Genomic DNA, 21,538 nt, shown 5'->3' with positions numbered 1-21,538 from the left:
AGTTGGCCCGCCCGGGCCAGAGCTGGATAGCTATGTCGAGAAGGGATAAGCGCTGAAGGCATCTAAGCGCGAAGCCGCACCCAAGATAAGTTTTCCCATCTCTTCGTGAGATCAAGATCCCAGGCAGAACACCTGGTTGATAGACGGCACGTGCAAGCCTGGTAACAGGTGCAGCGAAGCCGCCCTAATGATCGTACGGCTTGTTTCACACATTTGTATCTTCATCGTGGCTCTGCAATGGATGGCGCGTCGTCTGCTTCAACGAAGCTGACAAACAGGCGCTCGGCAAAATTGAGGAAATGCACGTTTCAGTGGTTCAAAATTCCAAATCAGAAAAACACTTAAAGGCTCGTTATATATATGACGAGTCTTTTTTTTGTGCCTCAAAATTACTCAAGGACTCTCCTTTATCCTGCATCTTTTCACACGACTTCTATCGATATCATACCTGAGCAATCATGTTTATAGATTAAAATACACTGCTAGTAGTAAGAAGATGGGTGAGCATAATAATGACAGTGAACGATGAACTTGCGGGTTCCATGCTAGGCAATTATATATTGGAGCACAATATTGGATATCACGATAGCGTGAGTAGTGTCTATTTGGCCCGGCAGATGTTTTCGGTATATCAGGTGGCTGTAAAGATCATTCGGCCTCAGCCATCGAGGAAAGATGGCTTTCCTCTTCGCTTTCAGCATGCCATTTCGCTCATGGCTCGCCTGGAGCATCCCAACATTATGCCTGTGCTAGACTATAGTGAATATAATCAGCTTGCTTATTTTGTGATGCCTTATATTAGTAACAATCGTAATACTAATAACAACCTGCCTGCCAGTGATCTGGATGTCAACTACAGCCACAGTACAGATGTTACCACAGGTCATTGTAACCTGGAGCAGCGCCTGCGGCGGCAGGGAAGACTCTCTCCCCAACAAACGCTCTCTTATCTCTTACAGGCAGCCTCAGCCCTGGATTACGCGCATTCATTGGGTATCGTACACGGCAATCTGAAGCCAGGCAATATCTTGTTTACCGCTAATGATCAACTGCTCTTAACCGATTTTTGTATCTCGTATCAAGTCGCTGGACATCCTGATCTCGATCAACCATTGCGCGATGCTCCATATTATATGTCCCCCGAAATGATCCGTGGCGAAGCTCTCGCTGCGGCTTCAGATATTTATCAACTGGGTATTCTCCTTTTCCAGATGCTCTCTGGTTGGGTGCCCTTCAAGGCTGCCAACGTTCCTGGTGTGATCCGGCAACATCTCCAGGAGCCCTTGCCGTCGTTACACGCCAACGATCCTGCGCTTCCTTTCGCTATCGATGCCGTATTGTACAAAGCAACCGCTAAGAGCTGTGAGGATCGCTACGCATCTGCCGGGGCGCTCGCCCGTGCCTTTGCCGAGGCGCTTGAGCCGCCGCATCCCAGGCGCCAATCCCATCATATTGATCTGGTAGATGATATCCTGGCTCAAATGGAGCTCTGTTCTCCTCAGTGTGTGCTTACTTCTGGCCCACCAGCCATCCCTTTAGCACCGCTTCCGGTGACTCCGTTAGAAACAGATCCTGCCAGTGCAGTCACGGACTTTGGTTTCTCGACCCTCCACACGCAGATCTTGCCGCTCCCATCAACCATCTTACGCCAGCCATCCTTCCTGCGTAGCTTGCTCCTAAAATCTCTCTCCTGTCTGGTAATTTTATCTCTCATCGTCATCACCTGCCTGCAAGTCTTTGGAGCTTTCGCAGCTCCGCCAGACCCATCAGCTTTACCAATCGCTCAGGGCCAGGCGCTGGTGCTTGGATACTATGCTGATATGAGGCGGCAAGACTACCGCTCTGCATATAGCCTGTTAGATCATAGTTTTCAGCACCGCATATCTTATAGCCAATTTATGACCGAATATCAGTCTGTGTCCTTGAATAGCTTCATCTTTAAGCAGACCATCGAGCGCGGTCCGGGCGCAGTCAATATCGAAATTATGCTGCACTCTCAAACGTCACTGGCTGTTCGTGCTTGTCCGATGCCGCACTCTTATATGTGGAATGCGACCCTCACAAGGCAGCAGGATGGTTCCTGGAAGATTGATCAGGCGTCATTACAGCAACTATAGGCAGGCAGTGATTGGCTGTTTCACTGGGGAAAGACGGTTTATTGCAGGGGCAAAACAAAACCGCCTTACAGATTGTAAGACGGTATAGAAGTAGGAATGCCGAAGGGGGGACTCGAACCCCCATGCCCTTGCGAGCACAACGCCCTGAACGTTGCGTGTCTACCAATTTCACCACTTCGGCCTGTATCCATTCAGGATGGGTCTATCATACAGGATTTTGGCCTCTTTGTCAACGCCCTCTTTTGGGGCATTTCGCCAAAATCACACTGACATTTTAGCATCGCTTACTTTCTGCATCAGATAACTGGGCAAAACAAAACCGCCTTACTGATTGTAAGGCGGTGTAGAAATATGAGTGCCGAAGGGGGGACTCGAACCCCCATGCCCTTGCGAGCACAACGCCCTGAACGTTGCGTGTCTACCAATTTCACCACTTCGGCCTGTATCCATTTAGGATGGGTCTATCATACAGGATCTATCCGTAACTGTCAATAGGTTTTTGCGGGACTTTCAAAACGGATATATAATTGCTTGCTTGCCGGGGAATTGTATGGCAACTGGTATTCCTTGGATAAACTCTACAGTATTGTGGACGGGAATTCGTGTTATAATGTCATTGTTAACCCCCACTAAACTGGCTGATGCAAGTGTACGCTCGGAATCGTCTATCCACGTATAACATATATCGGCATAAATATATTGGATAGAAATCTGGAGTTCTTCATGCAAGGACAAAATGTTCCTGTTTGCGCTGCTATCGACATTGGCAGTAATACACTTCGCCTTGTGGTTGCACGTTGTCCATGTCCAGATGGAGTTCTGGACATTCTGGAGACCGATGAGGCTATCGTACGTATTGGCGAAAGTGTGAATGCCACCGGTGCCATCTCTTCTGAAAAGCAAGCCCATGCACTTTCTGTTTTGCAGCGTTTTAAAGCTTTAGCAACTAAACATTCTGCTCAGACAATTCTGGCTATCGCAACCGAAGCTATTCGTAAAGCCAGTAACAGAGATGATTTTCTAACGGTGATCCAGCAGGAAGCTGGGATTGAGGTGCATTGCATTGATGGTGACATGGAGGCAACACTGACCTTCTATGGAGCGACCTATGAGCTCTCTAAAAGTGCTCAACCTCCTGCTAAAGTGAGTGTAATGGATATGGGTGGGGGGAGCACAGAGCTGGTCATCGCCAAAGATATGCAGATTTCCTGGCATACCTCGCTACCAATTGGCTCTGGTGTTATTCATGATCGTTATCTGACAGCTGATCCTCCTACAGAGGCTGATCGAGCAAGTGCGCGTATATTTTTGCATACCTATCTTACAGGCTTGCAACTACAGCAGTTTCCGCCCATCTTATTTGCTACGGGGGGTAGCGCAAATACCCTGTTGATACTGGCTCAGCGTGCCTTTGGGCTCGATACAAGCCATGCGATATTGACCCATGAGGATCTGGTGCGTTGTGAAGGCCTCCTCTGGGCTCTGTCAGCGGAAGAGATTGCGCAACGCTATCAGCTTGATACGAAGCGTGCCAGAATCATTACCGCCGGTGTGCTGATTCTTCTCTCCTTGCTTGAGACCTTTGATCTAAAAGAGGTCCATATCAGCAGCTATGGCATCCGTGAGGGGGTGGCACTGGCTTATGCACGCAATGGTGCACAATGGTTAGCAGAGGCCCGCCAGCAAGCTCACAATGTTTCGCAGGCAACCTCACATGTTAACACCAACGTTGAGATTGTGACCTATCATGAGGAGTTTATTACCTCTGGACGTCGGCTGTTTTTGACACGCGCAGAGACAATGCTTGGTTGGCGCGATGTGGTTTTGAAACACGAGGATAGTGAAGCAGTCCATAAGATGCGTGTTGCTTCCCGGCGTCTACGCGCCGTTATGGATGCCTATCAATCTATCTGCCAGCGCCGCCCATTTAAGGCAGTCTATGCCCAGATTAAAGATATTGCTGATGCGTTGGGCATTGCTCGTGATACAGATGTCATGATTGATACCTTACGTCAGCAGCTAGAACAAGCTTCTGCGTCTGAGCAGGCGGGTATTCGCTGGTTGATTGATGGCTTATCTGAATATCGCATGTCCCATCAGCAATTATTGGAGAAGCGGCTACTCAAATTGGACAAGGATGCATTGTTGCGCTCTTTAAAGGCCTGCCTGGCTGAAGAAGGAGAAAAACATGGCAAAGGCTAAGGTGGTTGCCAATCTCGATGCGCATGCTCTCACCGGGCAGAATGCTCGGGCAATTGCCAGCGTACGCCTGGAGGAGATGTATTCCTGGGCTCAGTATGTCGATAATTCCTATAGCGTCCAGGAACTCCACAATTTGCGAATTGCGACGAAGCGTCTTCGCTATACTCTGGAAGTGTTTGTTGATACTTTCCCTGATGCGTGTGGGGCCATTCTTAAAGAACTGGAACATATTCAGGAGGAGTTGGGCTCACTCCATGATAAAGATGTCATGATCGCTTTATTGCGTCTCTGTCTGGGTGGTCAGGATAGTGGCGGCGAGTATGAGCAGTCTCTGGCTGCGGTCGCTCAACATGCACATAAAGGCCGCCTGATGATTGATCCTGCTATGATGGCACACTTGCTCCGTTCCTCTGAAGGCCCTTCTCCTGCGCAGCGTGAAGGATTGGAAGCGTTGCTCCGCCATTTACAACGGCAGCGTAAACGTCAATACACTGTTTTTCGTGAACATTGGTATAAGCTCAAAGGACAAGATTTTCAACATCAGATTGTGACGATGTTGGATGTTTCATAGGTAGCAGATGTCTGTTTATATTAGGGTATAGCGAGGTTGGAATGGTGTGGATAGAGCGTCCTGTATGCACAAGAAGGCTTATGCCCTGTCTTAGGAGGAAATTCGCATGATGTTGCAAGATTCGGTTAAAGAGGTCGATTGGATGAAGCATGATCAACCTACAGAAGAGGAATTGCGTTTGAGCGGCGGCTTACTGGTTGAAGACTGGCCGCATGCCCGACACGTGACTCAACTCTCTGTACAACTATTTGAAGCGACCAGGCCAATACACCGTTATGGCAAGCATGCTTTGCGTTTACTTGAACGTGCGGCCCTTCTCCACAATACGGGAATGATGATTGAAAGCCGTAGACACCATAAGCACTCTTATCGTTTGATCAACGAGACTCCTCTACCCGGTTTTTCAGAGAAGCAGCGTCACGAAGTCGCATGCATCGCTCGCTATCACCGCCGAGCCTTGCCCAGTACTGATCATGAAGAATATGCCGTCCTGTCATCGGTTGCGCGCAAGCGTGTGTCCAGTATGGCCGCCTTGCTGCGTATCTCTGATGCCCTGGATTATAACCATGATGGACGTGTGCTCAAAGTCGAGGCTGATATACCCCATTGTAATGAAAAAGAGTGGTCCTTGCGCTTGTGGACCCGTCCATTGGCCGACTTAGATCAGGAATTAGAGCACGCTCAGGAGAAAGCCGATCTCTTCGAGAAGGTCTATCACCGTAAATTGCACTTCGTGGTCTATAGTTAGTCCCGATGTGCCAGACCTGGACCTGCTTTTATTTTAATGCTTCCAATGGATATTTGTTACCACTAAGGTCAGGGTATAATCTTTTTTTTCTCTTTTCTTGTGCCTATGCTATAAAAAAAACCGGCAGGCTGCTTATCTCTTTTCAGTAATAAGCAGCCTGCCGGTTTTGAAGTATCTCTGGACTGAATTTAGCCACGCGTATGCGCAAGCTCACGTGATTCGCGGCTGCGTTTGGTTGGCAGTTCCTCACGTTTGCGTTGCAGATATTTTGTGCCCATTTCCCTATTATTCCAGATAACCAGCAGCATACTGGCATTGAAGATTGAGGAGTAGGTACCGCTAAAGATACCAATTAACAGAGCCAGGGTAAAGGTGTGAATATCAGTACCGATACCGGTAAAGAGTGTCAGCGTTAACAGCGTAAACAGCACAGTCAGTGAGGTATTCAATGAACGAGCCAGGGTCTGTACCAGGCTGGCGTTGACAACCTCTTCAAAGGATTCGGTCGTGCTGCGCAGTAAGTTTTCACGGATACGGTCAAATACGACGATTGTATCGTGGACCGAGAAACCAATGACTGTCAGTAGGGCGGTAATGAACAGCGAGTCAATCTGAACATTGAAGAAGTGCCCCAGGATCGAGAAGATACCGGCTACTACTAATACGTCATGCAACAGTGCGACGATAGCACAGACGCCATAGCGTAAGGCTCGTGGCACTTTGCGGAATGAGAACCAGACGTAGAGCAGGATCAGCACAGAGGCCGCCAGGACCGCCAGGAACGCCATCTCGGTCGTTCGTCCGGCAACTGATGGACCAACGACCGATTCGCTCTGAATCTGGAAGTAAGGTCCCCCATTTTTAATAAATGCGCCTTGGATATCGGTCAGGTTAACTTTTGCGTTGCCGCTTGCAGCAGATTTGTCGACGGTCGTTAGCGTCTCAATGTTAATTGTTTGCGAGTTATTGCCGACTTTGACATCAGTCAGGCTGACCGGAGTTGTGCCCCCTGTCTTTGGCAAATTGGTCAATGCAGATTTAATATCATCTGCGTTAGGCAGCGTTGCGAATTTGGTCACAGTCAACAATGTAAAGGGTGGGCCTGCATTCGTAATATTGACCTGGTCATATCCCAGATTCGGATATTTCTTGCCCAGGCTCGTCTTGACACTGTTGATAACCGTACTATCAACCGTCGTATTAAAGCGAATCCAGACGGTCTTGGATGCGTCGGCTTTATCTTGTCCGAGGACAACCTTTGTGCTATCGAGATTGAATGGCTTGAGCAAGTTGTCGATCACATCTGAACTGGCGACAGCCTGTTGAGGGCTCAAAACAATGTTGGTGCCACCCTTGAAGTCAATGCCGACATTCAATCCAAACAGGATCAAAGAGAGTGTGCCTGGTATGATCACGATCAGTGAGATCAGAATAAACAGTTTGCGGTATTTAACTAAATTTAACACTGCTGCCTCCTCTACACCGCGCTATTACGCCGCGCCACCTTAGCGGTAGGAATGGCATCGGCTGAAATTCCGAACAGTGCAGGGTGATTGATGACGCCGGTTGGCACAAGCAGATTCAAGAGCGTACGTGTGACAACAATGGCGGTGAACATACTGATGACAACGCCCAGGAACAGGGTTGTGGCAAAACCAACGATGATTGTCGCACCGAAGTTGTTACCAAAGGCATACAGGACGGCGCAGGTGAGCATCGTGGAGGTATTTGAGTCGCGGATCGAGGGCCAGGCACGTTTCCAGCCAATATCGATGGCGGATGCTAACAGTCGGCCAGCTCGCAATTCTTCTTTTACACGCTCAAAGATCAGCACGTTCGCGTCTACGGCCATACCAATGGAGAGGATGAAACCGGCGATACCTGCCAGTGACATTGTTACACCAATCATCTTAAAGATCGCAAATGTTACGACCGCGTAGATGACCAGAGCAATGTCTGCCAGGAAGCCAGGCAGGCGATAGTAGAGCAACATAAACAGCGCTACAACTGCCAAACCAATGATACCGGCCAGGATGGCGTGTGCAATGGCCTGTGCACCCAGCGTTCCACCAATAATTTGTTCACTGGTCTGATCGAGTGCCACTGGCAATGAACCATATTTCAGTAACTGTACCACCTGGCTGGCAGATTGCTGTGTGAAATTGCCATTAATCTGCCCCTGGCCAGTAATGGCACCTTGAATGACAGCCGAAGTAACGACAGTATCGTCCAAAGTTACCGTCATATATTTGCCGACGTTATTTGCCGTAAATTGACCAAACCTTGCGGCCGCCCCTGTGTTGGTCTTCATCTGGAAATTAATGAGGTACTTATTGGTCTGAGGATCCTGTCCAACACTCAGTCCGTTGGGATCGAGATCGCCACCCGTGAAAATCGGCTTCCCACCAGGATTGGTTGATGTGTATTGTGACGGCACAAATGTGGTACCATCTTGCAAGCCGCTTGAGCCGGTATTCCAGAACTCTAGTTTTCCCGATTTCAGCAGTGTTTGCAATGCTGCATTCTGATCTCCACTGAAATTCGGCAGCTCAACCACAATACTGGTGCTATTGGAGCCATAGCCCTGTTGCAGGACCACATTGGCTTCTTTTACACCCAGGCCACTGTTCACACGTTGTTCAATCAACTGACGTGTGGTTTCCATATTATCGGATGTGACATTCTGATTGGGTTTGGGCTCGAGTTGAACACGATAACCACCCTGTAGGTCAAGGCCAAGTGTTACGGTGAAGGGATTATTGACCTTAACACCGTGGAGGGACACATCTCTGTTGGGCCAGAAGACGACAAATGATGCGCCCGCGGCTAACAGAATAATAAAAATGAGGAGTGCAATTGTTCCTCGCCGCATAAATATTTTCCTCTCACTGGGTTGGTTTGAAATCTTCCTGGGTGCGCAACGAGACGCCCCATCTTCTTCCCATCGGGCGCATAGATAGAGTGCTCCTGTAAAGAAACACGGAACGCGCCAACCTATTTCTAGGCAGTATAGCATAGTTGAACACAGTTGCATATCCTGTTCATTTCTCTATAGCTGTATATGAGGGCTTTTTCACAAGCTTTAAGTGCAAATTCGAACGTTTTGAGCACTTCTATCCTCGGCACTATGCAGTGTATCTCTCTCTCTACATTATACAGAAGGAAGAATATAGTAGAATCGATTTATGATAGGTAATTGATGTCATGTGTGTTGCCAGATAAGGGAGTAGCCTTCGATGCGCTTAGCGAGCGCCTCCAGGAGCCATTGCCGGGCTATCTTTATCGCCTGTTTCATCATAATTATTAGCGAGCTGCGGATAAAGTGCAAGAAACATTCTTACACAGGATGCAACACAGTGAACAGTAATTGAACATTTCTTTTAAACTCCGGCTATATACTATTATCACATACCTTGCGCACGCTTTCTCATGTATCTGTGGTCGTGAATCATCGTGCAAACGTCAGGGATATCATTCTATGAGATAGGTACAATTTAACTCCTGGATCAGTGAATTTTACTCTTTCTGGAGAACAGCGAAATATGATCGCAATAATATGAAGAAAAATAGGAGAAGAGTACCAGATTACCTTCTGCCCCCGCTTCTATAATAGATTGAGTTTTCCAACCTCACACAAGAAAAGCAGGACCGCCCCAAACCCCCTGCCGGGGAACGGGTGTCCCCGTTTCCACCCTCCTACCGTCGCAAACGGAAAAGAGAAAAATATAAAACTATAGAGATAGCTTTTTCGTAATGCTTATGATGCAAATAACTATAACGCTGATCACTGGTGATCCGTTATAGTTATCACTCTGTATGGTAGGCTATATTCGCTGCTTAGAATGAAGTAGAGGTCCTTCATTTTTTTGCCTCGATTTTAAATATTCTACCGTCATTGCTATATTCATCATATATTGTTCTCTATTGTTTCCTGGTCTGTGAAGGAGTTTTCATTTCCATGGATGAAATTGGATTTCAAGATGCGGTGCCAGCGATCACGGCTGTTGATAAGCGGAACATCGTCATGGATGTACATGATATTAAGAAAAGCCTCCCGCTGGGCCGTGAGCGTATAGATATTCTTAAGGGTATTAGCTTTCAAATTATAAGTGGCGATTTTGTTTCTATTGTTGGTCCCTCGGGTTCTGGTAAGAGTACATTGCTGGGCATTATCGCGGGCCTGGATAATCCAACCAGCGGGCAAGTATTGATTGATGGCATCGATATTGCGCGTATGGGAGAGGGAAAATTGGCGGCGATACGCAATCAGAAAATAGGTATGGTCTTCCAATCCTTCAATTTGATCCCAACATTGACCGCGCAAGAGAATGTCGAAATTCCTTTGTATGTGGGGAAGCATAAAGGTTCGCCATCCGCACGGGCAAAAGAATTGCTCAACCTGGTTGGCCTGTCTCATCGGCTCGATCATCGTCCCAATCAGTTATCGGGTGGTGAGCAGCAGCGTGTGGCTATTGCGCGTTCGCTCGCCGCTGATCCCGCTATTGTAATTGCCGATGAGCCGACGGGCAATCTCGATGCCCGCAATGGCGAAAATGTCTTGAAGCTGATTGCCGATTTGCGTGCCAGGACAGGCAAAACATTTATCATTGCCACCCATGATCCCAATATTGCCAGCCATGCGGATCGTGCGATTCGTATTGTGGATGGTCTGGTAGCCGAGCTTGATCGCACTGGTGGGAGTATTACGCAGTGAAAGCTTCAACATACTTTAATTATGCCTCACGCTCACTCTTCCGCGATGGACAACGGACCCTGCTGGCTATCTTTTGTGTCGCGGTTGGCGTGATGGCGATTGTGACCCTCCAGTTAGTGGGATTAATGATCAACAACGCCTTTAATGGCAATGTGCGTGATGCCAATGGTGGGGATATCGCCATTCGTTCGCAGCAGCCATTTACAGTGGCTGATCTCAAGCATTTCGCGACCTGGAAGCAGGACGGTTTGATCACAGATTATACCCCGATGGTTACGTCGCAGGCTTCAACGGGAGCCAAAGCATCCACTCGTCAAACCTTTAGTGTACGTGTGATCGACGCACAGCATTATCCTGAAGCTACCATCACATCTCCCACCTTTGTCAACCCATCCCATGGTAGTGTCTCTGATCTGGTAAAAAATGATGCTGTGGTCGTGACACAGGCTTTTGCTGATCAATACAAGAAGCACCTCGGTGATAGCTTTGATATTATCATCAGTTCTACCCGTCAAAATGGCCGTATCGTGCATGCTCACATTGCGGGTATTGTCTCTGAAACAGGCGTACTGGCGCAATCAGGTAGCGTCGTTCTCTTAGCGACACAGGATTATCAGGCCAGTGCTCCCAAAGTGGCTCTGTCCTATGATACCGTTGATGTGTCCGCGCCTTCAACGAAAATCGATAGTGCTGTGAAGAAGATCCAGCAGCAGTTTCCTATCGCGACAACTCAGACCGCTGCCGACGTGTTGAAGCAGCAGCAGAGCATCATTGATAACATTCGCAAGTTTTTGGAAATTGCTGGCCTCCTGGCCTTGCTGATTGGTGGCGTGGGTATCGTCAATACGATGCAGGTCTTGCTTTCCCGTCGTAAGGCAGAGATTGCGATGTTGAAGACCACTGGTTATCGACGTTTTGACTTATATCTTCTCTTTGGCCTGGAAGCCGGTTTATTGGGATTGATCGGCGGTGCGCTGGGTGCTGGCGCAGCCACATTAATCAGTTATCTGGTGCGCAATCTGGTCGTGGCGAGTTTTGGCCTGAATGTGCCTTTTGTGCTGGATTGGTTTACGATTCTGGGTGGTGTGGTGATTGGTATCGCAACCTCTTTAATCTTCGGATTATTACCCATTGTACAGGCTGCCAATATTCGACCATTGAATGTGATTCGCGAATTGCCAGAGGGGCGTGGGAAAGGGAGCCTTGTCTTGATGGGTTTCCTTTTGATCCTGCTCTCGCTATTATTCTGCATCCTGTCGATTGTCATTTTGAATGGCGATGTGCGCCTGGGTACTATCACGGTTTATGGTATCTTCCTCTTCCTGGCCCTGCTCAGTCTGGTGCTGGGATTATTGATTGTGCTGGTGAGTAAACTGCCTGTCCCTGAGCGTGTTAGTATCTGGCACTTGCTGCTGGTTGTGGTGATGCTGGCAATTTCCTATGGCTTATATCGCGTGGTGCCCGCTTATGGGATGCTGTTTTTTCTTTTCTCGCTGGCCGGTCTCGTGGTTGTTTTCTTGCCACGCACACTGAAGGTAACTGCCAAAATGGCCTTGCGTAACCTGTCTCGTCAGCGTGCGCGGACTACCACCACCATGCTAGCACTTTTCGTGGGCATTTTTACGATCGGTCTGATCCTGGCGTTGGGTCAGAATTTGCGTGATCAGGTCAATAATGTTATCGCCACCACGCTCAATTATAATGTCTATTCAATCACCTCTAATGACGACACCACAAAATTGCGTGCAAAATTAGCCTCGGTTCCTGGTTTATCCTCGTATCAGGAGCACACCCTGGCAACAACCACCCCTTTGAGCATTAATGGCGAACCATTTCAGTCCTACCTGACCGGTTCACAGCAGCGAAGTGCCAGTTCGATACGTGGCTCGCAATTGCGTTATTTCCTGAGTGGCGTGGAAGGATATGATGTGGGCAATAACCAATTGCCCCGCACGAATACCTTGCAAATCGTGAGTGGCCGCAATTTGCGTCCCGATGATGAGGGCACCAATAATGTGCTCCTCTCTGATGCGCTGTTAAAGATGTCTTCATTGCATTTGCAGATCGGTTCAAAGATTATCCTGCTGGGTGCCGATGGGACCAGTTCGAAGAGCGTCACGGCGGTTGGTTTCTATAAATCGACGACCCTGGGTGCTACCTTTGAGCCTATCCTGGGCACAACTGATACCACCAGAGCCCTCTCACCGGCAGGCTTTGCGCAGTCAGTCTTCTACATGAAGATCGATGCTGCGAAGTTAAATAGCGCGGTGGATATCATCGGGGCTACCGTTCCTAAGGCTTTTCTCCTGAATCTCGCCAGCCTGACCGATTTCGTCAATCAGTTGCTCAACGATATTCTATTGACGTTGACAACGATTGCCTCCCTGACCTTGCTGGCGGGCCTGATTATCATTGCTAATGCTGTGGCGCTGGCAATGCTGGAGCGGCGGAGAGAGTTGGGTATTCTCAAATCTGTTGGCTATACAAGCGGTACCATCCTTAGCGAAGTCATGCTTGAGAATGGCGCAGTGGGAGGATTGGGGGCTTTAGTGGCGATGGCGCTGGCGTCGCTGGTAACCTGGCTGCTTGGCACCTACGCCTTCAATGCCCATTTCACCGTCAATACGCCGATGGTTCTGGCGATTGTGCTTGGCTCGGCTGCGTTGGCGATGCTGATTGCTTTGATCGTCGCCTGGGGAGCGGTCAGAGTACGTCCATTAGAAGTCTTGCGGTACGAATAAAGCTCATTTCACCTGATGAGCAGAGAGATAGTGCGTATTATCGTATGTATCTCTCTGCTCGTCGGTGCTATAGGGCCAGGGCCAGTAGAGGAATCTCCATCTCTTCTGGCGTCAAGCCTCCATGATGTCCCTGAAAGTGCATATTAAACTTGCTTTCCTCATACCACCAGACCGTTTCACGTTTGTACGGCAAAATAACCACATTGCCAATACGTTCCATAAAGGTGCGTGAAGGTGGCTGTGTACCAAAGAAATGTTGCGCGATCAAGTCCTCTGTCTTATAGACATCTGCTCGATTAGTCAGACGCTGGCGCAATTCAGTAATCACTTTTTCCACATATTCGTCTTTAATGTGTAGGAACATATCGCGTGCGGAGCCAGCGGGCGCGAGGACATGTCCCCGACTATTGGTCTTGAGATAGCGGTTGATAGTAGGCATTTGTTGATTGAGATAATAGGTATTGCGTGGATTGACTTCAACCTGTCCATGGTCGGCGGTAAGCATAAGGAGCGTTTTGCCACCATTCGGTTTGACCTTTTGTAAGAATGATTGGTTCATCAATTGAAAGCAGTTATCCACCGCCTCATCAAGTTGTTTGGATGATGGACCATAATTATGACAGGTAGCGTCAATGCGATCAAAGTAGAGAAAATAATAGGTTGGTTGTTTCTGTGGTAGCGTGAGCAATTCTGTCAGGTCCCGAAATGCCTCGTTTAATGTCTCATAGGGATGTACCTGTGCTCCACGGAAGACGATGTCCGAGTAGGTTGAAGGTGTGTAGGCTTGATATTGCAGAATATGTGATGCAACACCTTGCTCATGGAGCGTTTGATAAAAGGTCTTTTTGGGGAAAAACGCGGTTGCAGGAATACCGGATTGCTTGACCGTATCGCGTGTGTATTTGTCACCTGAGTAAGAAAATGTCAGGGGCGAAATAATGTCGTTGACCAGTGGCTCATAATAATTCCATTCATATATACCACTTTGACCAACGTCGAGGCCGGTGTGAATGCAGGTAACATGGGCCGCTGTAGTAGATGGAAATTGTGATGTTAATTTAGAGACCACCCCTTGCTTCAGAAAGGTTTGCAGAACTTCATATTTTTCAGCATATTTTTCAAAGAAGCGCCAACCGAAAGCATCGATAAAAAAGAAAATGACTGTGTCATATTGCGTGGGAAGATCCCCAAATACATCGAGTGGGAGCGTACTCTTTCCGTTTCCTGTCAAGAGAAATTGAATCGTGGCGGGGTAATTAGCAAAACAATAGGAATCATACCGTGGACGAATGAATCGTTGTGAAAAACGCGACTGATTGATTGCCTTCAGTGATGCTGAATTGAGCATACTTGTTCCTGCTTCCTAATCGGCGGGGTTTTTGTAGTTGACCTGACGCGTGCATGTCTATTCCACAGTATATCACGGAACGCTCAGAATCAGATGTATTTTTGTGTTCTCCTCCCTTTCTATTGTATGATGAGATTGATCGAATAATATTTATGGCTCCAGTAGAAATAATGAGGGTGTAAAGTATGACATTGAAGCATGGGTTGTACGCAGTGCGTGGCTTGAGTTTGAATGAGTTGCTTGAGATAGAAGTGCTGGCGGCTGAATGTAATGCAGCGGATCAGCTCGATTTGAAGCTGAACTGGAGCTTTCTGCGTACGCGTCCAAAGAATCAAACCAATGATTTCTTATATTATGAACAGGGAAAATTAGTCGGCTATCTGCCCATCTTTTGTTTTAATCTCCATGAGGCCGAGGTCAGCGGCATGGTGTCACCACAATGGCGACGCCAGAAGATCTTTTCCCGTTTATTGGCAGCGGCGCGTGAGGAATGCCTGCTCAGGAAGATTCCGAGTTTATTGTTTATTGTTGAGCATTCATCCGCTTCTGGTCAGGCTTTTGTCGCGTCGCTTCAGCCCGATTATGATCACTCGGAATACAAAATGCGCTTAGATCGGCTCATGCTTCCTGCTACTCTGCCCTCTTCTCCGCTCCAGTTCCGTCCGGCGCAAAAAGAAGATAGATCGGTATTGACGCATATCACGGCCCGTGCCTTTGAGATGAATGAACACGCTGTGGATTGGTATTCAAGTAGCAGCATGAACGATGCGGCCAGGATCTATTATCTGGCCTTCTTAGGCGATACCTGTGTTGGCAAGATCGATGTCTACTATGGCGCAAAAGAAGCCTTTATTTCAGGTTTTGGCGTGCTGCCAGAATATCAGCGCCAGGGATACGGACGACAGATCCTAACACAGACATTACAGGCAATCCAGCAAACAGGACCGCGCCCGGTCGTGTTAGAGGTAGAGGTCAAGAACGAGCATGCTCTGGACTTGTATCTCTCCTATGGTTTCAAACAGACGAGTCGTTATGATTATTATCGTCTTGTCCTTTGATTATTATCGTCTTGTCCTTTAAAGAGGATGTCTGAAATAGGATGCATGGAATGAATACCGGACAACCTGTGTGCAAAGGCTGTAGACAAGCTATCCAGGGAAAGTATATACAGGCACTGGGCGCGACCTGGCATCCAGATCATTTTGTCTGTGCTGGCTGTGGCCTGCCCTTTCAAAGCAATAGCTTTCAGGTCCACGAAGCGTTACCGTATCATCCGGAATGCTATCTTCGCTTGATTGCGCCACGCTGTGCGTATTGTGGCAAGCCTTTACAGGGGCAATATCTGGTCGATCACTGGGGCCAAAAGTTTTGTCGTGAGCATCAGGGACAATTCCCATCCTGTGCTTACTGTGGGCGTCTGGTCTCTCCACAACAGCGCGAAGCAGGTTCTGCGGTTGTGCGCTGTCCCGTCTGTCGGACAACGGCGATCGAGACAATTGATGAGGCCAGACCGTTGTATTCACAGTGCGTACGTTGGCTTAATAGCCATGGATTGCGCTACAACAATCTAAAGTTAAGCCTGGAGCTCTGTGATCGTGCGCGTCTGGCGATATTGTTACAGGATGTCCATTCCTCACATTCTCTCGGAGCTACGACAAGCGCTATCTATACACAAAATGGCCGGGCGATGCGCACTGAAATCAATGGCATTGCCATATTACAAGGACTACCAGCCACACTTTTCCAGGGTGTGGCTGTGCATGAGCTTGGGCATGTCTGGCTCATCGTGAATGGTATCAGTAACTTATCTTCCCGGGCTGAGGAAGGTTTTTGCGAACTGCTTTCCTATCGCTACTATCTTGATGCCAACACCCCCGAGAGTCTTTATCACAGTAGGAATAAAGAGCACAATCAAGATCCTATTTATGGTGAAGGATTTCGAGGTGTCCATGCCATCTCTGAAGCCGTCGGTTTTCAACGTTTGCTTGAGACATTGCGCACCACCAAAGACTTGCCTTAACCTCCTCGTTCCATTCTGTTGCATACAGCCCCTATGGCATATCCTCTAAGGATAGGATCAGCGCTCGGTCATCTGTGGATCGAGCGCATCGCGCAGACCGTCACCGACCAGATTGCAGGAGAGCACTGTCAGGAAAATTAGAATGCCGGGAATGAGCAGGAGCCGTGGTGCTGCATCGAAATAATCCCGCCCTTGATTGATCATACTTCCCCAACTGGCGACGGGAATGCTGACGCCGAAGCCAAAGAAGCTCAGCACAGATTCCAGGATGATATTGCTGCCGATCAGCAAGGTTGCATTGACGATGATAGGCCCGGCGGCGTTGGGCAGGATATGATAAAACATCATGCGTAGATCACGAGCTCCAATTGTCGCGGCTGCCTGCACAAATTCCCGTTCTTTCAGGGCCAGAAATTCTCCACGTACCAGGCGCGCGGCTTTCGTCCAGCCAAAGATTGCGATCAAAAAGATCACACTGATCGGTGTGCCGTTCGCGAAGGTCGCAGAGAGCACAAAGAGCAGAAGATAGAGCGGAATCGTCAGAATCGTATCGGTCAGACGCATCAAAATATTATCCAACCAGCCACCGTAATAGCCCGCGAACGCGCCAATGATAATCCCCAATACAATCGAGATCAGCATCGAAGAGAGCGCCACCAGCAGCGAGATGCGCCCGCCAACCATCGCTCGCGCCAGGGTATCGCGTCCCAGGTTATCCGTTCCAAAGGGATCGGCCAGGGATGATCCAGCAAAAGGAGCCGTGACGCCAACGGCATCTGGCGTCGTGTGGCCTGGGATCAGGGGTCCAAACAGGCAACAAAGTATCAGAAATAACAGGAAGAGAGCGCCCGCCGTCGCTACTTTGTTGCGCATAAAGCGGTCGAAAATAATCCTCTTTTGACTTCTCCTCCTGGCCTGTAATGCGGGCGTAAGCTCTGCTGGAATCTCAAAGTCCTCTTGCGATGAATGAGCCTGTTTTGATGCATCCATTCCAGCTAATCCTTTCTAATCAAACACGCTAAGACTTGATCTCAATCCGTTTATTTATACATCAATCGTTCGTTCGTATTGAGTTGTTTGCTATGAATAGCGGATACGTGGGTCCATCACACTATAGAGCACGTCCGCGAGCAGATTAAAGATAATCACAAAGATTGCACTGAGCAACAATGCCGTTAAGAGCACGGGATAATCGCGCCGGTTTAAGGAGTCAATAAATAACTGCCCCATACCAGGCCAGGCAAACACACTCTCTGTAATTGCCGCTCCCCCGGCAATCGCGCCAAAATCAATGGCGACAATTGTGATCAGAGGAATCACCGCGTTGCGCAATGCATGGCGCAGCAAGAGGCGTGCCGGTGGGACTCCTTTAGCTCGCCCGGTTCGCATATAATCCTGCCTGATCACATCAATCATGCTGGTACGGAGATAGCGACTCCAACCGGCGGTAAATGTTACTGCCAGGACCACCATTGGCATCAGCAGGTGCATCAGATGATCCAGCAGAGCGTTAAAGGGACTGAAGGTATAGCCCAGCGTCGCGGTACCCGATGGTGGTAGCCAGTTGAGCGAGGAGGCAAAAACATTTTGCATTACCAGGCCCAGCAGAAAGATAGGCATGGAGATACCAAAGTACGCCAGCGTGGTAATCGTATAATCCACGGCTTTACCCTGATAAGCAGCCGATAGCGTGCCCAGGATAGCCGTCAACAGGAGTGATAGTATAAAAGCACTCAGGAAGAGTTCTACGGTGGCCGGGAAACGTTGTGCCAGCACAGAACTAACTGGTTGTCCTGTATAGAGCGAATTGCCGAAGTTTCCATGGAGCATATTACTTGCCCACTTAAAATATTGTATCGGGAGTGGATCATTCAACCCAAAGCTGGCCCGCAACGCTGCACGCCCGGCGGCATCCAGATTGGGATTATCATAGATAGCATCCGGGCCACCAGGAATGGCATGAATCAGCAGAAACATCAGAATCGATGTCAGAATCAATAGCGGTATGGCTTGTAATAAACGGCGTAACAAATATTGTCTCATTAACACCAACCTTCCCATGCAAAGAAGGCCCGAACCCTCGCGGTCGGGTCCTTCTTCTCTACGTTTCACATGTCTGCTTTAGCCTTTCGCCGGGCAGGTGCCATTATCGCACCACCAGTCCATCAGATTGACAGTTTCCGATGCCACAAAAGGTCCGGGTTTATAGTTATGGGTGCCCTTCATTGCGATAGAGATGTCGTTTGGATTGAACATGACCGCGACCGGGACATCCTTTAATAAGATACTATGAATCTGGTTGAAGACTTGCTGCCGTGCCGTTGCATCGGTCGTTTGTTGCTCCTGGGTGAAGAGCTCATCGAGTTGTGGATTACAGTACCAGTTGAAGTTGGATGAGCCAATCTGGTTACAGGCAAAGTTAGATGCATCATTGGCATCATAATTATAGCTGCTTGACCATTCAGCCAGATCATATGTGCCAGCCTTGCCGCCGCCCAGAAAGGTGCTGAAGAAGGTTGAGGATGGATAGTTCTGAATGTCTACCTTGACGCCAATCTTTAAGAAATTCGCCTGATTGATCGTCTCATCTTCTTCTCGCCATGCATTATTGGCGGTGGTTGAATATTTCAATTCCAGTCGCATGCCATTTTTTTGTCGCACACCATCTGAACCAGTCTTCCAGCCTGCATTATCCAGCAGTTTATTGGCGGCGTCGATATTGAATGCGGGACATGGGGCCTCTTGCTGATAGCCTGGCTGGTAGGCCGCACTATGATCAGTACAGAGAATCTGAGCAGAACCCAGGCGAGCTACTTTGATCAGGGTTGAACGGTCAATTGCCATTGAGATGGCCTGACGAACCGCGACATCTTTTAAGGCTGGATTATTCTCATTGAAGTGCAATGCTTCATAGCCGGCTGAGGTGTTTTGAATGAGTTGATAGTTGTTTAACTTCTGATAAGATGGAATCTTTGAGGAGTCCAGAAACCAGGCCGAATCGACCACGCCAGATTTTAGGTCCTCTAGAATTGTCGCCTGATTGCCCACAGCACGGAAGACAATCTTATCCAGATGCGGCAAGTGTTGCGAGGCTAGATAATATTTTGGATTGCGTATGACCGTATAATGGTCGCCCGGTTTGCTTTCGGACATCATGAATGGTCCACTGGTCACTGTTGGGAAAAGATTATCACTGGACTTCTTAATGTTTCCAGGTGCCATATTGGCAAAGTGATGTTGTGGGAGTGGAGCGAATCCACCATCCGTCCAGGCGGTCAGGAAAGGTGCAAAAGGATTAGTGAGATGAAAGGTGATAGAGAGCTTGTCTGATGAGACTTGCGCGGATTGTATATGTTTAATTACAGACGTGTTTGAGGCGGCGAACAGTGGATTTTTCCAGAGCTGCCAGGTAAAATAGACATCATCGGCATTCAATGGCTGCCCATCCGACCAGACCAGATGAGGCCGAAGATGAAAGGTCCAGGTTTTTTGATCCTGACTGATATCGCCATTGGTAACTGAGGGCACGCGGGTCGTGATTCCGGCATGGATCTGCCCCTGGGAATCCCCAATAAAGAGTGGGGCATAGAGTGCCTGCATTACCATCTGGGAAAAGGTCTGCACCGTTGCATTAGGAAGCAACGAATCTGGTTCATTCACCAGATCATCGATCCAGGTTCCTCCATTGGTGATTTGCCCTGAATTCGTATGGGTCGAACTGGTGGGAGTTCCGGCAGGTGTGCAGGCGCTGAGTAGAAGGGTGAGCACTATAAAGCAAGCAAGGATGAGTTTACTAGATGGATAGCGATAGTGAGTTTCTGCGAGCATATGTTCTCCTCAAATACACAAACCGTGAAGATTTTTTTACTGCTGTATCCACTCCACTTGATGTGCTTCTGTGATATCTGGAACCTCTAATTTGTCCACTAACTTTTCAATAATCTCTTCAGGAAGATTTGCATGCCTTTCATTGTTTCTCTGTAATAAGACGTTATAAGGGGTGTCAATGTATACAATATGAGTGCGATTTCCATAAGATATAAAAAAATCAATCAATTGACGGCGCAACATTCGTGTCGTATTGGTCGCATTCCAGACAAATGAACGTTCCTGGCGCATATATTCTCGTGCTCGTTCACGGGCCAGCTGGACCACATGCCCCTGGTCATCGGTAGCGGTGACCTTCAATTCTTTGCGTATCCCATCCAGCGAGATTACCGGCCAATCGGGACCGTGGTTCTGCAACCAGATATCTTTCCCCGCCCCGGGCAATCCAGCCATAAGTATGACCTCGCTTTGCGTATCGTCGTAAGCTTGATAATTGGGATCACCCTTCTCGTCGTGCAGATACACAAAGCGGCTATAGGGAGTAGCAAAGGCATATGGTGCGTCATAGCACTGTTGTTCCTGACAGAGGAGACGGAACAGCTCCACCCGCTCCAGTAGCTCTGCCTGATCGGCACAGATACGACCACGCACATCGGCCTCAGAAAGCAACGCCAGATGATCCATCCGAATACTCTGGCTGGCCTCAATCACGGCTTTCTCTGGATGGGCGCGATTCAAGAATTGCAGTGGCAAACCATGCCAGCGTACCAGGCGCGCGATATATTCGCGTGCGATAAAGGGGACAGGAGCAGCCAGTTCCGTGCCTGTCCAGAGGATACGGCGAGCTATAAACTCGCCTCGGCGTGCATGTCCACGGGAACTGATCATGCCATCCGGCTCAATTTTTGTGCACACAGGTTTAGCGACATCATGCAGCAGCGCGGAGGCGAAGAGGATTGTCCGTTCCATTGCAGGTAAAGCGCGCCATTCAGCCAGTTGTGTCAGAGCATCAGCCACCATATGCGTATGGATCAGTACATTCCCTTCCGCATGATAGGCTGGATATTGAGGAACACCATCCATGGCACGTATCCAGGAAAACTGCTGCTGGACGCCCTCCCAGTCGAGTTTCCATCCCTGGGCTGGATCGGGACAAAAAGGGAAAGAGCTATCCTGTTGTTTTTGTATGCTTGCCGGGTCATGCAATTTCGACATCATTTAATCTTTCTCTGTTCATACTAACTTTTCT

15 protein-coding genes, 2 tRNA genes and 1 rRNA gene are annotated in these 21,538 nt (G+C 48.6%); 9 read left to right on the top strand and 9 right to left on the bottom strand.

What is annotated here, in order from left to right:
• A 23S ribosomal RNA gene (locus tag F1593_RS21220) occupies window positions 1–208 on the top strand; the annotation flags it as partial.
• Between the two features lie 304 nt (window positions 209–512).
• Window positions 513–2,117: a serine/threonine protein kinase gene (locus F1593_RS21215; RefSeq protein WP_149403567.1), complete on the top strand. Its 1,605-nt coding sequence runs from the start codon at window positions 513–515 to the stop codon at window positions 2,115–2,117.
• A gap of 97 nt (window positions 2,118–2,214) precedes the next feature.
• Here F1593_RS21215 and F1593_RS21210 read toward each other — a convergent pair.
• Together F1593_RS21210 and F1593_RS21205 are read right to left on the bottom strand one after the other, a co-directional pair.
• Window positions 2,215–2,298 (bottom strand) — tRNA-Leu (locus F1593_RS21210).
• A gap of 175 nt (window positions 2,299–2,473) precedes the next feature.
• Window positions 2,474–2,557: transfer RNA gene (locus F1593_RS21205), tRNA-Leu, on the bottom strand.
• A 283-nt stretch (window positions 2,558–2,840) separates the two neighbouring features.
• On the opposite strand from F1593_RS21205, the gene F1593_RS21200 reads away from it, so the two are divergent.
• The 3 genes from F1593_RS21200 to F1593_RS21190 all read left to right on the top strand — a co-directional run bounded on the left by F1593_RS21200 (window position 2,841) and on the right by F1593_RS21190 (window position 5,638).
• A complete protein-coding gene (locus F1593_RS21200; RefSeq protein ID WP_149403566.1) occupies window positions 2,841–4,319 on the top strand; it encodes a Ppx/GppA phosphatase family protein in 1,479 nt (492 codons plus the stop codon).
• On the top strand, window positions 4,306–4,890 hold the full coding sequence (locus tag F1593_RS21195) for a CHAD domain-containing protein (RefSeq protein ID WP_149403565.1): 585 nt from the start codon (window positions 4,306–4,308) through the stop codon (window positions 4,888–4,890). Before F1593_RS21200 ends, F1593_RS21195 begins: the two co-directional genes overlap by 14 nt.
• 106 nt (window positions 4,891–4,996) lie before the next feature.
• Complete coding sequence (locus F1593_RS21190; RefSeq protein ID WP_149403564.1) at window positions 4,997–5,638, top strand: HD domain-containing protein; 642 nt, start codon at window positions 4,997–4,999, stop codon at window positions 5,636–5,638.
• 188 nt (window positions 5,639–5,826) lie between these two features.
• On the opposite strand, the gene secF is transcribed toward F1593_RS21190, so the two are convergent.
• Both secF and secD read right to left on the bottom strand, forming a co-directional pair.
• The gene (gene secF, locus F1593_RS21185; RefSeq protein WP_149403563.1) at window positions 5,827–7,104 is read right to left on the bottom strand and encodes a protein translocase subunit SecF; all 1,278 of its coding nucleotides are present in this window, start codon (window positions 7,102–7,104) and stop codon (window positions 5,827–5,829) included.
• Between the two features lie 11 nt (window positions 7,105–7,115).
• Window positions 7,116–8,510, bottom strand: a complete 1,395-nt coding sequence (secD, locus tag F1593_RS21180) for a protein translocase subunit SecD (RefSeq protein WP_172632322.1) — start codon at window positions 8,508–8,510, stop codon at window positions 7,116–7,118.
• A gap of 1,152 nt (window positions 8,511–9,662) precedes the next feature.
• Between secD and F1593_RS21175 the strand changes: the two genes are divergently transcribed.
• Entirely contained in the window at window positions 9,663–10,352 is a 690-nt protein-coding gene (locus tag F1593_RS21175) for an ABC transporter ATP-binding protein (protein WP_371873897.1), read from the top strand.
• A complete protein-coding gene (locus F1593_RS21170; RefSeq protein ID WP_149403560.1) occupies window positions 10,349–13,093 on the top strand; it encodes an ABC transporter permease in 2,745 nt (914 codons plus the stop codon). The genes F1593_RS21175 and F1593_RS21170 overlap by 4 nt, the downstream gene beginning before the upstream one ends.
• Window positions 13,094–13,160: 67 nt before the next feature.
• Here the strand turns inward: F1593_RS21170 and F1593_RS21165 are convergent, their stop codons facing one another.
• Window positions 13,161–14,441: an alkaline phosphatase family protein gene (locus F1593_RS21165; protein WP_149403559.1), complete on the bottom strand. Its 1,281-nt coding sequence runs from the start codon at window positions 14,439–14,441 to the stop codon at window positions 13,161–13,163.
• Window positions 14,442–14,626: 185 nt separating this feature from the next.
• On the opposite strand from F1593_RS21165, the gene F1593_RS21160 reads away from it, so the two are divergent.
• Both F1593_RS21160 and F1593_RS21155 read left to right on the top strand, forming a co-directional pair.
• Entirely contained in the window at window positions 14,627–15,499 is an 873-nt protein-coding gene (locus F1593_RS21160) for a GNAT family N-acetyltransferase (protein ID WP_149403558.1), read from the top strand.
• A gap of 41 nt (window positions 15,500–15,540) precedes the next feature.
• Entirely contained in the window at window positions 15,541–16,461 is a 921-nt protein-coding gene (locus F1593_RS21155) for a protein DA1 (protein ID WP_149403557.1), read from the top strand.
• Between the two features lie 57 nt (window positions 16,462–16,518).
• Here the strand turns inward: F1593_RS21155 and F1593_RS21150 are convergent, their stop codons facing one another.
• The 4 genes from F1593_RS21150 to F1593_RS21135 all read right to left on the bottom strand — a co-directional run bounded on the left by F1593_RS21150 (window position 16,519) and on the right by F1593_RS21135 (window position 21,507).
• Window positions 16,519–17,451, bottom strand: coding sequence for an ABC transporter permease (locus F1593_RS21150; protein ID WP_149403556.1), 933 nt, complete (start codon window positions 17,449–17,451; stop codon window positions 16,519–16,521).
• A gap of 90 nt (window positions 17,452–17,541) precedes the next feature.
• Window positions 17,542–18,504, bottom strand: coding sequence for an ABC transporter permease (locus tag F1593_RS21145; RefSeq protein WP_172632321.1), 963 nt, complete (start codon window positions 18,502–18,504; stop codon window positions 17,542–17,544).
• Between the two features lie 78 nt (window positions 18,505–18,582).
• Entirely contained in the window at window positions 18,583–20,289 is a 1,707-nt protein-coding gene (locus F1593_RS21140; protein ID WP_149403554.1) for an ABC transporter substrate-binding protein, read from the bottom strand.
• A 36-nt stretch (window positions 20,290–20,325) separates the two neighbouring features.
• Complete coding sequence (locus tag F1593_RS21135) at window positions 20,326–21,507, bottom strand: AAA family ATPase (protein WP_235932652.1); 1,182 nt, start codon at window positions 21,505–21,507, stop codon at window positions 20,326–20,328.
• Between the last annotated feature and the right edge of the window lie 31 nt (window positions 21,508–21,538).

The sequence above is a fragment of the Dictyobacter arantiisoli genome (genome assembly GCF_008326305.1).
Taxonomy (GTDB): Bacteria; Chloroflexota; Ktedonobacteria; order Ktedonobacterales; family Ktedonobacteraceae; genus Dictyobacter; species Dictyobacter arantiisoli.
Note: the sequence above shows the minus strand (reverse complement) of the source record. Positions and strands in the feature narration are given on the sequence as shown.

What these genes read in the sequence shown, in the direction of transcription:
- F1593_RS21215 (WP_149403567.1), top strand. Translation starts at nt 513, where the DNA reads ATGACAGTGAACGATGAACTTGCGGGTTCCATGCTAGGCAATTATATA.
- F1593_RS21200 (WP_149403566.1), top strand. Translation starts at nt 2,841, where the DNA reads ATGCAAGGACAAAATGTTCCTGTTTGCGCTGCTATCGACATTGGCAGT.
- F1593_RS21195 (WP_149403565.1), top strand. Translation starts at nt 4,306, where the DNA reads ATGGCAAAGGCTAAGGTGGTTGCCAATCTCGATGCGCATGCTCTCACC.
- F1593_RS21190 (WP_149403564.1), top strand. Translation starts at nt 4,997, where the DNA reads ATGATGTTGCAAGATTCGGTTAAAGAGGTCGATTGGATGAAGCATGAT.
- secD (WP_172632322.1), bottom strand. Translation starts at nt 8,510, where the DNA reads ATGCGGCGAGGAACAATTGCACTCCTCATTTTTATTATTCTGTTAGCC.
- F1593_RS21175 (WP_371873897.1), top strand. Translation starts at nt 9,663, where the DNA reads ATGGATGTACATGATATTAAGAAAAGCCTCCCGCTGGGCCGTGAGCGT.
- F1593_RS21165 (WP_149403559.1), bottom strand. Translation starts at nt 14,441, where the DNA reads ATGCTCAATTCAGCATCACTGAAGGCAATCAATCAGTCGCGTTTTTCA.
- F1593_RS21160 (WP_149403558.1), top strand. Translation starts at nt 14,627, where the DNA reads ATGACATTGAAGCATGGGTTGTACGCAGTGCGTGGCTTGAGTTTGAAT.
- F1593_RS21155 (WP_149403557.1), top strand. Translation starts at nt 15,541, where the DNA reads ATGCATGGAATGAATACCGGACAACCTGTGTGCAAAGGCTGTAGACAA.
- F1593_RS21150 (WP_149403556.1), bottom strand. Translation starts at nt 17,451, where the DNA reads ATGGATGCATCAAAACAGGCTCATTCATCGCAAGAGGACTTTGAGATT.
- F1593_RS21145 (WP_172632321.1), bottom strand. Translation starts at nt 18,504, where the DNA reads ATGAGACAATATTTGTTACGCCGTTTATTACAAGCCATACCGCTATTG.
- F1593_RS21140 (WP_149403554.1), bottom strand. Translation starts at nt 20,289, where the DNA reads ATGCTCGCAGAAACTCACTATCGCTATCCATCTAGTAAACTCATCCTT.
- F1593_RS21135 (WP_235932652.1), bottom strand. Translation starts at nt 21,507, where the DNA reads ATGATGTCGAAATTGCATGACCCGGCAAGCATACAAAAACAACAGGAT.